Source organism: Lysinibacillus sp. SGAir0095, assembly GCF_005491425.1.
In the GTDB taxonomy this organism is placed as follows: domain Bacteria; phylum Bacillota; class Bacilli; order Bacillales_A; family Planococcaceae; genus Ureibacillus.
In genome coordinates this window covers 15912-28341 of record NZ_CP028083.1, presented here as the reverse complement: position 1 = coordinate 28341, position 12430 = coordinate 15912, and the positions used below count along the sequence as shown (strand labels likewise).

Genomic DNA, 12430 nt, shown 5'->3' with positions numbered 1-12430 from the left:
TACTATAATAAAATCCTACTATTTTAATTCCCTTTATATCTATTATCACTAACTATTTTTCATTATTACCGAAATAATAATCTTCTTCATGACATATTATGCAACGAAAAATACTTTTACCTATTTTTCAAACTTATACGAAGGGAGAGATTTAAATGAAGACTTTAACAAGGATATCCAACACCATTATGGATAAGTACCTACCCGACCCCTATATATTTGTTGCGATTTTAACGGTACTTGTTTTCCTATTAGGAGTTATTCTGACACCTAGCTCACCATTGGATATGGTTGTTTATTGGGGGGATGGCTTCTGGGGATTACTTTCTTTTACAATGCAAATGGTCATCGTACTGGCTGCCGGGCATGTTTTAGCTAACAGCCCAATCTTTAAGAAATTCCTATCTTCCATTGCAAGCAAGATTAAGAAACCGACTAGCGCCATCATTATTGTGACTTTCATTTCACTACTAGCTTGTTGGATTAACTGGGGCTTTGGATTAGTTATTGGCGCATTATTTGCAAAAGAGATTGCTCGTCATGTGAAGAAAGTCGATTATCGTTTATTAATTGCGAGTAGCTATTCTGGTTTTGTGATTTGGCATGGTGGTTTAGCTGGTTCAATCCCACTTTCGGTTGCGACAGAAGGTCATCCATTTGCAGGAATAATGGGGGTAGTGCCAACTTCCGATACAATTTTCACACCATATAATTTGTTTATCGTAATAGTGATTTTATTTACATTGCCTTTCTTCAATCGTTGGATGATGCCAAAAGACGAAGATGTGGTGGAGGTAGATCCAGCGTTATTAGTGGAAGAGGAGCAAAAATTCCCTCTTGCTGAGAAAACATTCGCTTCTTGGACAGAGAGAAGTTCATTATTAACAATCTTAATCGGACTTATTGGCCTTTCCTATTTGGCTCATCATTTTGCAACAAAGGGGTTTGTATTGGATCTAAATATCGTCAATACAATCTTCATTATTCTTGGCATTATTTTGCACGGCACACCACAGCGCTTCTTGGCAGCCGCTCAAAGTGCAATTAAAACGACAGCAGGTATTGTTTTCCAATTCCCGTTCTATGCAGGAATTATGGGGATGATGACAGTATCGGGGTTAGCAGGGGTTTTCTCAGAATGGTTCATCAGCATTTCAAACGATTTTACCTTCTATTTATTTACTTTCTATTCAGCTGGTTTAGTAAACTTCTTTGTCCCTTCAGGCGGAGGGCAGTGGGCAGTGCAAGCACCCATTATGCTGGAAGCGGCACAATCACTGGGGGCGGACTATGCAAAAACAGCAATGGCCATTGCATGGGGAGATGCTTGGACGAATATGATTCAGCCATTTTGGGCACTTCCAGCTTTAGCAATAGCTGGATTAAAGGCAAAAGACATAATGGGCTTCTGCTTATTCGTGCTCATTTTCACTGGTGTGATTATAAGTATCGGGTTATTATTCTTTTAACATCTAGATAGAAAAGAACAGGGCTTGCCAACTTTATGGAAGCCCTGTTCAAGTTGAAATATGAAATTAAGGAGCCAAGCGCATTGTCTTGGCTATTTTTATATTTTTACTTATTTTACTGCGGAGCGATAACTTCTTTTCCGCCCATGTATGGTTGTAGAACTTCAGGTATAAGAACACTTCCGTCGGCTTGCTGATAGTTCTCTAAAAGCGCTGCAACTGTTCGGCCGATTGCAAGACCTGAACCGTTTAACGTGTGTACATACTCTGGTTTTGCTCCTGGTTCACGGCGGAAACGAACATTTGCACGGCGCGCTTGGAAATCTTCAAAGTTTGAGCAAGAAGAGATTTCTCGATACATGTTTTGTGTCGGCATCCATACTTCTAAATCGTATTTTTTGGCTGCTGTGAAACCAAGATCAGATGTATTCATTAATAATTTGCGGTACGGTAAGCCTAATAATTGAAGGACCTTCTCTGCATGGCCTGTTAATTTTTCTAATTCATTATAAGACTCTTCCGGTTTTACAAAGCGCACCAATTCCACTTTATTGAATTGGTGTTGACGAATTAAACCACGCGTATCACGACCTGCAGACCCTGCTTCTGAACGGAAACAAGCACTATAGGCAGCGAAGCCTTTTGGTAAAATCTCTCCATCAATAATTTCATCACGGTAGAAGTTTGTTACAGGTACTTCAGCAGTTGGAATCATGAAGTAATCCGTATCCACTAATTTGAATACATCTTCCTCAAACTTCGGTAATTGACCTGTACCTGTTAAGCTGTCACGGTTAACGATTACTGGTGGCAGCATTTCTTCATAGCCATGCTCTTCTGCATGTAAGTCCATCATAAAGCTCATTAAAGCACGTTCTAAACGAGCACCTAAGCCACGGTAGAACACAAAACGACTACCTGTTACTTTACCTGCACGTTCAAAATCGACAATTCGTAAATCTGTTGCAAGATCCCAGTGTGGTTTTGCTTCAAAATCAAAGTTTGGTTGCTCACCCCATGTAAGTACCTCCACATTATCGTCTTCTGTTTCACCAACAGGCACAGACTCATGAGGGATGTTTGGTAGACGCATCATCATATAATCGAATTTCTCTTCCACTTCACGAAGCTCATTATCTAACTGCTTAATTTCGTCTCCCGCTTCACGCATACGAGCAATGACTTCATCAGCATTCTCTTTGTTGCGTTTCATCACTGAAATTTGTTCTGATACCTTATTACGTTCTGCTTTTAATACTTCTGTTTTTGCGATTAATTCACGACGTTTTGCATCTAACTCTTCAAACTCATCAATATTCCCTAAATCTTCATTACGAGTTAGAAGGATTTTTTTCACTTCTGCATAATTATCACGGACACGTTTAATATCTAACATGTTGATTCCTCCATTATAGTTATTTTCTTCGTTATATTGTTATTCCATCCACTTCACCGTATTAGAGAAAGAGAACACAAAAAAGCCCTCATCCCCATAAAGGGACGAGAGCTACCCGCGTTGCCACCCTAATTGATTAGAAAAAGTTCTAATCCGCTTATCTCATAACGGCTTTTCAACCGGCAAAAGCCTACTGCGAATTCAGCTTAAGCAACTCAAGGACGGATTCACAAGTGCTTCTATCAGCTTCCACCAACCGCTGACTCTCTTAAAAAAACACGCTTGTTACTACTTCCTATCATCGATGTTATCAATATGTTATTCGCCATATGCGAATTAAATTAACCATAATGTACTATATGCTGTGCGATTTTGCAAGAGAAGTCTTATTAAAATCTCTCACCATTTCAATAAAATATTGCATTAGACGAGTATCTTCCGTTAATTCAGGATGAAAAGAACAACCTAAGTATTGTCCTTCTTTTGCTAAAACTATTCGCCCATTATACTCAGCTAGAACGTCGACACCAGGTCCAACAGAAACAATATGCGGTGCTCGAATAAATACTCCTGGAATATTGTCCCCTACATGTTTTACTGACATTTCCACTTCAAAACTATCAACCTGTCTGCCAAAGGAATTTCGTTCTATCACAACATCCATTAAACCCAGATGTGCTTCATCATAACCTACAATTTCTTTAGCTAATAAAATAAGCCCCGCACAGGTTCCAAACATCGGTAATCCTAGTTGAGCCAAGGAACGGATTGGGTTCAGCAATTGAAAGCGGGTCAATAATTTACGCATCGCTGTACTTTCCCCACCAGGTAACACCAGTCCGTTTAATCCAGAGAGATCATTCAAGGATTTGACTTCAATAGCTTCACAACCCAGGGATTTAATCTGATGAATATGCTCTCTCACTGCACCTTGTAAAGCAAGAACGCCTATTTTCATCCTACCAACCTCGTTCCTGCATACGTTCACTATCTAGAAGTGTTGCAATTTCAATGCCCTTCATCGGACTTCCTAGCTCTTTTGAAATTTCAGCAATTAGTTGATAATCCTTGTAATGAGTTGTCGCTTCTACAATGGCACGGGCAAATTTTTCAGGATTTTCGGATTTGAAAATACCGGAACCAACAAAAACACCATCTGCTCCTAATTCCATCATTAAAGCAGCATCAGCTGGCGTTGCTACTCCCCCAGCAGCGAAATTAACCACTGGAAGACGTCCTAATCGTTTAATTTCAATCAGTAATTCATATGGTGCACCTAAATCTTTCGCTTCAGTCATTAGTTCGTCTTCATTCATGCCAACCACACGTCTTACCTGTGCATTTACTTTTCTTATATGACGTACAGCTTCAACGATATTGCCAGTGCCTGGCTCACCTTTTGTACGGAGCATCGAAGCACCTTCCCCAATACGACGGGCAGCTTCTCCTAGATCACGGCACCCACATACAAAAGGGACTGTATAGTCACTTTTTAATAAATGAAATTCCTCATCTGCCGGTGTTAATACTTCGCTTTCATCAATATAATCTACACCCATTGCTTCTAATACACGGGCTTCTACAATATGACCAATACGTGCCTTAGCCATCACTGGAATCGATACAGCATTCATAACTTCTTCTACAATACGTGGATCTGCCATTCGTGCAACGCCGCCTGCTTTACGAATATCTGATGGAACACGTTCTAAGGCCATTACAGCAACTGCTCCTGCAGCTTCTGCTATTTTTGCTTGCTCCGCATTAATAACATCCATAATGACGCCACCTTTTTGCATTTCAGCCATACCACGTTTTACTCTCTCAGTTCCAACTAGTCTCATGTGAAATTTCCCCTCCACTACTTTGATGGTTTCAAGTATAATAAAAATTGACCATATAAAAAGAGTCAATTTTCCAAAAAGTCTTATGGTCACATAGGAGGAATGCCCATGGATATGCTAATTTTCAAGCTTGAAAAAAATAGTAAAAAACCATTATATGAACAACTCTATATGGGAATGAAAGATGCGATTATTACAAAGCAAATTGAAGTCGGAACAAAATTACCCTCCAAAAGGAAGTTAGCCGACTTTCTAAATATTAGCCAAACAACAGTCGAGATTGCATATGGGCAATTACTAGCAGAGGGCTATATTGCTTCTAAACCGCGTATAGGCTTCTTTGTTGAGGAAATTGACGAATTGCCCTTTGTAGAAAATAAACAGGCGAAAATAAAAGTTGAAACTGTTTTAAAAGGAACTGAGCCTTATCAATATAATTTTCATCCTGGGAAAATTGATACGGAATCCTTCCCTTTTGCCATATGGAGAAAGTATGCTAAGGATTTATTTGATTTTCCATCCAAGGAATATCTCCAAGTAGGCGAGCCTCAAGGAGAGTATGAACTCCGTTTAGAAATTGCTAATTATTTGTATCAATCTCGAGGAATTATCTGTAATCCAGAGCAGATTGTTATTGGGTCAGGGACTGAACATTTACTGCCTATGATTTTACGTTTAATCGAGACGAATTCAAAAATTGCTCTCGAAAATCCAGGTTATTCTGCAATCCCTAGAATTCATCTAACAAACAAGGCTGTTCCAATTGCTGTAGATGAAGATGGCCTAGTCGTTGATGAACTAGAAAATACCGATGCAAATATCGTATATATTACCCCTTCCCATCAATTCCCTACAGGAGCTGTACTATCAGCTGCTAGAAGAACACACTTATTAAATTGGGCGGCCAAAGCGGCTAATCGGTATATCATTGAAGATGATTATGATAGTGAGTTTCGTTATATCGGAAAACCAATACCAGCATTACAAGGGATGGATCAAAATGAAAAGGTGATCTATTTAAGTACTTTTACGAAGTCTTTAATGCCTTCGTTGCGTGTTGCTTATTTTGTTTTACCTCCTGCCCTTTTGAAATCCTATCAGGAGATTTTTAGCTATTATTCAGCCACTGTTCCAAGATTTGACCAACACATCTTAGCGAATTTTATGAAGGACGGTCACTTCTCAAAGCACTTAAATCGAATGAGGAAAATTTACCGAAAAAAGCATGATAGGCTAACCAATACTCTAACAAGCTTTTATCCGACTACTTCCATTACGGGCGACCATGCTGGAATGCACATTTTAATTTCAGTACCCTTAGATAAATCAGAGAATGACTTAAAGCAGATTGCAAATAAAAGTGGAATAGCAGTCTACCCCGTATCTGATTACTTATTAAGACCAATTGAATATGAGCAACCGACTTTTTTACTTGGATTTGGCGGTGTGGCATTAGATGATGTTGAGCCAGCTATTCATAAACTAATGAACTGTTGGGGGATTAAAAGAAGCCATAAAAAAGGGAAATCTCATGAACTATGAGACTTCCCTTCTTAATTATTGATCCAGTAATTCAATATGATAATTTTCAAACCAGCGATCGATTTGGACTAAGTATGCAAGTAGCTGTGGACCTGCCATCAACTGGCCAAACCATGGCACTTTAAAAGAGGATCCGCCTGTTGCGACCAGGCTTGCTAGTTGCTCTTTTTCAAATAGCTCATGCAGTATCGAATCTTTTCTGGAAAGTGTACTGCTCAACAAATCTTTCACACCATTTGTGTAAGCTGGATGATATGTTTTTGGATATGGATTCTTTTTGCGATATAATACTTCTTCTGGTAAAAGTCCTTCCACTGCTTTACGTAAAAGTCCCTTCTCCATATTTGCCACGTTTTTCATTTCCCACGGAATATTCCATGCGTACTCTACGATTCGATGATCTGCAAATGGTACACGAACCTCTAAACTAGCCCCCATACTCATGCGATCCTTTCGTTCCAATAAAGTTTGCATAAAATAACGCATATTTAAGTAAAATAGCTCTCGTTGTTTTGCTGCTTTTGAATCTTCCCCTTCAAGCTTTGGTGAATCCTTAACAGCTTCCTCAAAGGCATACTTCATAAATTCTTTTAATTGAAGTTTAGATTGCCATTCTTTTCTTAGGAAGCCTTCCCGCTCATCGGCTGACCGAATCCATGGGAAAAGCTCATAATCACGATGGAACCACGGATATCCACCAAATACCTCATCAGCACATTCACCGGATAAAGCCACTGTATACCCTTCTTTTATCACACGGCAAGCTACCAGTAATGAACTATCAATATCCACCATACCAGGTAAGTCACGTACTAGCATGGCTTCTTCTAAATAATCAACAATATCTTTTTGAGACAGAATAATATCGAAGTGATTTGTTTTGAATTCTTCCGTCATTTTGTTAATCCAGTAGCTATCCTGGGATGTTTGAAAGTCATTCTTTTCAAAAAACTTTTCATTGCCTTCATAATCAATGGAGTAAGTCTGTAATGTACGGCCTTCTTGATTGTACGTATTGGCAGCGATAGCCGTAATAATACTCGAATCCAAACCACCAGACAAGAAGGTACAAAGTGGTACATCTGAAACTAGCTGACGTTTAATGGCGTCTGTTACTAAATAGCGTACTTGCTCAACCGTCTCTTCAAAGTTATGTTCATGCTTTTCACTTTTTACGTTCCAGTAACGCCATTTTTTCAAGCCCTCTTTAGAAAATTTAAATGCATTTCCTGGCTCAAGCTCTTCAATTCCTTTATATACACCATTTCCTGGCACTCTTGATGGACCAATGCTTAATAACGCTGCAAGGCCCCTGCGGTCAATTTGAGGGGTAATTTGAGGATTTGCGAGTATCGACTTAATTTCAGAACCAAAAAGGAGAGAACCCGCTTTTAACACATAAAAGAACGGCTTAACCCCTAGACGATCTCGGAAGGCATATAACGCCTCTTCCTGTTCATCCCATACTGCAAATGCGTAAATTCCATTTAAATACTCGACACATTGCTCTCTCCACTCAATGAATGAAGCTAGCAACACTTCCGTATCTGAAGACGTAGAAAAGCTATAGCCACGTTTTAAAAGCTCTTGGCGAATATCTTCTGTATTATAAAGTTCCCCGTTATACACCATGCAATAGGAGTTGTTTTGGTGCACCTTCGTCATTGGCTGCTTCCCACCAATCAAATCAATTACAGCTAAGCGACGATGCCCTAATAGAGCATGTGTGCTGGACCAAACATTGCCATCATCTGGACCTCTCTTATTTAATGTTTCTGTCATAGCCTTTATCATTCCATCTTGATTCTTTAGGGATTGTGTATAATCAATCCACCCTGTAATTCCGCACACTTTTATCACGCTCCTTCACCTACTAACTTATGAAGAAATTGGGCAAGATTGTTTTGTCCAAAAAAAAAAAGTGTGTGACAATCTAATTTTTGGGGTATAGGTTTTCTAATATGTCAGTCTGAAAGCATTTTTCTATTAAAAAAGCTGCTCTATAGATTTTCATCTACAGAACAGCTCTATATGAACTTTTTTATTTAGTTAATTAAAATAATCCACCGACGAACCCTGTAATACCGTCCCAAACATTACCGAAGAAGCTACCCACTCCTTGGAAGAATAGAGATACAAATCCAGCACGTTCAACACTGCTTGTTGTTACGACATCAGTTGAAAAACTTTTGCTATCGATAAATCCATAATCTTCACCTTCTGTTTTTTCGATGACAACTTTCCCAACGACAGTACCTTTTTCAACAGCTGCTTCAAGCGATTTCTTATCTAATTCTAGTTTAGGGACATATAAATCTTTTTCACTAGTTTTCACTACAAAAGAAATTGGTTCTTTCACTGCAATTTCTACATTTTTTTCTTTACCTTTTGTTACAGCAAGTGTTTCATTGCCTTCAAAAACAAAGTTACCAGGAACAATCTCTTGTTTAGTAAATTGGCCAAAACCATAGTCAAATAGTTTTGCAGCTGCATCAAAACGTGCCGTACGAACACTATCGCCGTTAGAATCCTTTGCATTCATTACGACAGCGATTAAACGAGTCCCATTACGTTCCGCAGTTCCTGTAAAACATTGACCTGCTAAAAGTGTAGAACCTGTTTTTAAACCATCTACACCTTGGTATTCACTTACTAAACCTGGCAGCATCCAGTTCCAGTTTGCCATTTCAATTTGGTCTTCAGTTCCTTCACGGAAAGTTTTCTTTGGAATACTAGAAGTCTCTAAAACTTCTGGGTGATCTTTTAATAGATGGTAAGCAAGCTTTGCTACAGATCTAGCCGGCATAACGTTTTCATCTTCAGCACCAGTACCTTCTGGATGCATTCCAAAAAGATCCGCGTTATTTAAACCAGTCGAGTTAACAAAACTATATCCTTCTAGACCTATTTCTTCTGCTTTTTCATTCATCAATTTCACAAATTCTTTTTCAGAACCAGCAATTGTTTCAGCAATTCCTACCGTTGCAGCATTTGCTGAATAGATTGCCATTGCTTCATATAATTCTTGAATGGAATATGTACCATCTGCACGTAAAGGTACATTACTTAAAGCACGGTCTTGTGACATTTTATATGTATACTCGGTAACACGGTATTGTTGATCCCAAGTTATCGTTCCTTCTTTAATCGCATCTAACAGGATGTACTCAGACATCATTTTTGACATACTAGCAATTCCTAAAGAAGTATCTGCGTTTTGTTCGTATAAAATCTTCCCTGTATCTGCGTCAATTAAAATCGCTGCATCAACGTTTATACCTAAGTCTGTTTCTGCACTTGCACTTGGTGTAGCTGTAACAAATGTGCTGATTAACAGAATAGGAATTATCAAAAGGCTAAACCAAGATGCTTTCTTAGCTGTTCTCACAAAAAAACCTCCAATATATTATTTACTTTACTTTCGTCATTTTATCATAGAACGTGCAAGAAAAATATTACGTTTAGAATAGAAAATCATGGTTACACATTATATTTAGTTAAATTTATGTTTTTTTTACAAATTGCTATTCATCAAACTATTATTTTCCTATCAAACTCCTGTCTAGAGAGCTACTATCTACTTGAAAAAGAGATAAAAAGCACACTTCTAACATCAAATATTGACGTTAAAAGTATGCTTAAGGTTTCCTACTTATAGTGAATAGTTAGGTGCTTCTTTTGTGATTTGGACATCATGTGGATGCGATTCACGAAGACCTGCACCTGTCATACGAATAAATTGTGAGTTCTCACGCAAGCTTTCTAAGCTAGGTGCTCCACAATAACCCATTCCTGCACGAATACCACCAAGCAGTTGATGGATTGTATCAGTTAGAGGTCCTTTATATGGAAGTCGTCCTTCAATTCCTTCTGGTACAAGTTTTTTCGCATCCTCTTGGAAGTAACGGTCTTTTGAACCTTTTTCCATTGCAGCCAATGAGCCCATACCTCGGTAAACTTTAAAGCGTCGCCCTTGGAAGATTTCCGTTTCACCAGGGGATTCAGAAGTTCCTGCAAGTAAAGAACCAAGCATTACAACATGTCCACCTGCAGCCAGAGCTTTTACGATATCTCCAGAGTATTTAATACCACCATCTGCAATAATTGTTTTACCCATTTCTCGAGCAACTGTTGCACAATCATAAACAGCGGTGATTTGAGGTACACCAACACCAGCTACAACACGAGTTGTACAAATTGAGCCAGGTCCGATACCAACTTTTACTACATCTGCACCAGCTTCATATAAAGCACGAGTAGCTTCTCCAGTTGCTACATTTCCAGCGATAATTTCTAATTCAGGGAAAGTTTCACGAATTTGCTTTACCGTTTCAATTACACCTTGTGAATGGCCATGTGCTGTATCAATTACAATGATATCAACCTGTGCTTCTACAAGCTTTGATACACGTTGCATTGTATCACTTGAAACACCAACCGCTGCTCCTACTAGTAAACGGCCTAGTTCATCTTTTGCAGCATTTGGGAATTCAATTACTTTTTCGATATCCTTGATTGTAATTAACCCAGTTAACTTACCATTTTCATCAACAATTGGAAGCTTCTCAATTTTATATTGTTGAAGGATTTTTTCAGCTTCCTCTAACGTTGTTCCAACAGGTGCTGTAATTAATGCTTCTTTTGTCATTACATCTTCAATTTTAAGTGAATAATCAGATATAAAACGTAAGTCACGATTTGTTATAATTCCTACTAATGTTAAATCTTCTTCATTATTTACAATTGGGACACCTGAAATGCGATATTTACCCATTAAATGCTCTGCGTCAAATACTTGATGAGTTGGAGTTAAGAAAAACGGATTTGTAATAACACCATTTTCAGATCTCTTCACTTTTTCAACTTCTTCAGCTTGTTCTTCAATACTCATATTTTTATGGATAATCCCAATTCCACCCTGACGAGCCATAGCAATCGCCATTTTGGATTCAGTTACAGTATCCATTCCTGCACTAATAATCGGGATATTCAATTTGATTTTTGGAGTTAATTGTGAAGATAAGTCAACCGTTTTTGGTAATACTTCTGAATGCGCTGGTACTAATAAAACATCATCAAATGTTAAGCCTTCTTTGGCAAATTTCGTTTCCCACATTTCGTAAATGCCTCCATTTTCTTAAAGAATATTAATTGTAAGATTAACAACATGGAATCTAAGTGTCAAGGACACTTTAAAAGAAAGATTATTCCGATTATTCTATTATTTTTAGCATTTTTCCCTTTCATGCAACTCTTTAGTAAATCTTATGAACAACTTTAGCTTAGTATTTACCTCGATAGGATAATTATTTAATTTGAATACTAAATATAAAATGTTCAAGGTTTGTAAACGAATTCAACTTACTTAGTTATATTTTCCCTTTAATAATTTCATATTCCAATTAATTATGAAAACAAATTTAAGTTTTAGTTGAGAGCTGTTTATAAAAAAAATTTATATAAAATATAACTAATAATATGTATCTTTTAAACCCTACCTAATAACACTTTGTAGATTCTACAGGATAGATTAAATTCAACATTTTCATCTTATATGAGGCTATCTGATAAGTTAGAGTGACACGATAAATTTCAACAGACACTTACATATATTTCTCTCTCTAGTCATTACTAAATTAAAAATTACGATTTGAAATATTCTTCATTTCCTCACATTTAATAAATATGATTATTATTAATTACTTCCTTTTTTCAATTTTTATAAAAAAAAACACTGAATTCTCAGTGTTTTTTCGTTTGCCTAGTGACGTTCCAACTCTCACAGGATTCCCCTATCTACCATCCACTCTAACTGCGAAGTTCGATGACACGTCGGCTAACTGCGTCAAGTCAAGACTTGTGTAAAAAGTACACCGCGCTTGATCCTTCTTGATCCCTTGTTATCCTCGGTTCTGGCACATGTCGAGTTCTTTCTTCCGTATTTATCTCTTCTTCTTAGCCACAACTAATAATCTTCAGTTCTTATTGTTGTGGCATTTTGCAATAAAAAAACCACTGAATCCTCAGTGGTTTCATTTGCCTAGCGACGTCCTACTCTCACAGGGGGAAGCCCCCAACTACCATCGGCGCTAAAGAGCTTAACTTCCGTGTTCGGTATGGGAACGGGTGTGACCTCTTTGCCATCATCACTAGACTTATTTAGTTGAAAGAACTTTGTT

General features: G+C 37.9%; 8 protein-coding genes, 1 rRNA gene and 1 other annotated feature. Of the genes, 2 read left to right on the top strand and 7 right to left on the bottom strand.

Features of this window, described 5'->3' with window-relative positions:
• The first annotated feature begins 155 nt into the window (after positions 1 to 155).
• Positions 156 to 1469, top strand: coding sequence for a short-chain fatty acid transporter (locus C1N55_RS00100; RefSeq protein WP_137726945.1), 1314 nt, complete (start codon positions 156 to 158; stop codon positions 1467 to 1469).
• Positions 1470 to 1584: 115 nt separating this feature from the next.
• Here C1N55_RS00100 and serS read toward each other — a convergent pair whose 3' ends face one another.
• From serS to pdxS, 3 genes are all read right to left on the bottom strand, one after another.
• Positions 1585 to 2865 (bottom strand): serine--tRNA ligase, encoded by a 1281-nt coding sequence (serS, locus tag C1N55_RS00095; protein WP_137726944.1) that lies wholly within the window; start codon positions 2863 to 2865, stop codon positions 1585 to 1587.
• A gap of 97 nt (positions 2866 to 2962) precedes the next feature.
• Positions 2963 to 3176: a binding site (T-box leader), on the bottom strand.
• Between the two features lie 44 nt (positions 3177 to 3220).
• Positions 3221 to 3823 (bottom strand): pyridoxal 5'-phosphate synthase glutaminase subunit PdxT, encoded by a 603-nt coding sequence (pdxT, locus tag C1N55_RS00090; RefSeq protein WP_137726943.1) that lies wholly within the window; start codon positions 3821 to 3823, stop codon positions 3221 to 3223.
• A 1-nt stretch (position 3824) separates the two neighbouring features.
• Positions 3825 to 4709: a pyridoxal 5'-phosphate synthase lyase subunit PdxS gene (gene pdxS, locus C1N55_RS00085; RefSeq protein ID WP_137726942.1), complete on the bottom strand. Its 885-nt coding sequence runs from the start codon at positions 4707 to 4709 to the stop codon at positions 3825 to 3827.
• A gap of 108 nt (positions 4710 to 4817) precedes the next feature.
• Here pdxS and C1N55_RS00080 point away from each other — a divergent pair, with 108 nt between their 5' ends.
• Positions 4818 to 6251, top strand: coding sequence for a MocR-like pyridoxine biosynthesis transcription factor PdxR (locus C1N55_RS00080; RefSeq protein WP_205758498.1), 1434 nt, complete (start codon positions 4818 to 4820; stop codon positions 6249 to 6251).
• A 15-nt stretch (positions 6252 to 6266) separates the two neighbouring features.
• Here the strand turns inward: C1N55_RS00080 and asnB are convergent, their stop codons facing one another.
• The 4 genes from asnB to rrf form a co-directional block, all read right to left on the bottom strand.
• Complete coding sequence (asnB, locus tag C1N55_RS00075; protein WP_137730475.1) at positions 6267 to 8102, bottom strand: asparagine synthase (glutamine-hydrolyzing); 1836 nt, start codon at positions 8100 to 8102, stop codon at positions 6267 to 6269.
• Positions 8103 to 8304: 202 nt separating this feature from the next.
• On the bottom strand, positions 8305 to 9639 hold the full coding sequence (locus C1N55_RS00070; protein WP_137726941.1) for a D-alanyl-D-alanine carboxypeptidase family protein: 1335 nt from the start codon (positions 9637 to 9639) through the stop codon (positions 8305 to 8307).
• A 264-nt stretch (positions 9640 to 9903) separates the two neighbouring features.
• A complete protein-coding gene (gene guaB, locus C1N55_RS00065; RefSeq protein WP_137726940.1) occupies positions 9904 to 11367 on the bottom strand; it encodes an IMP dehydrogenase in 1464 nt (487 codons plus the stop codon).
• 922 nt (positions 11368 to 12289) lie between these two features.
• Positions 12290 to 12405: ribosomal RNA gene (gene rrf / locus C1N55_RS00060) — 5S ribosomal RNA — on the bottom strand.
• Between the last annotated feature and the right edge of the window lie 25 nt (positions 12406 to 12430).

Bases quoted from the DNA above. Each gene is read 5' to 3' on its own strand.
- C1N55_RS00100 (WP_137726945.1), top strand. From the start codon at position 156: ATGAAGACTTTAACAAGGATATCCAACACCATTATGGATAAGTACCTA.
- serS (WP_137726944.1), bottom strand. From the start codon at position 2,865: ATGTTAGATATTAAACGTGTCCGTGATAATTATGCAGAAGTGAAAAAA.
- pdxT (WP_137726943.1), bottom strand. From the start codon at position 3,823: ATGAAAATAGGCGTTCTTGCTTTACAAGGTGCAGTGAGAGAGCATATT.
- pdxS (WP_137726942.1), bottom strand. From the start codon at position 4,709: ATGAGACTAGTTGGAACTGAGAGAGTAAAACGTGGTATGGCTGAAATG.
- C1N55_RS00080 (WP_205758498.1), top strand. From the start codon at position 4,818: ATGGATATGCTAATTTTCAAGCTTGAAAAAAATAGTAAAAAACCATTA.
- guaB (WP_137726940.1), bottom strand. From the start codon at position 11,367: ATGTGGGAAACGAAATTTGCCAAAGAAGGCTTAACATTTGATGATGTT.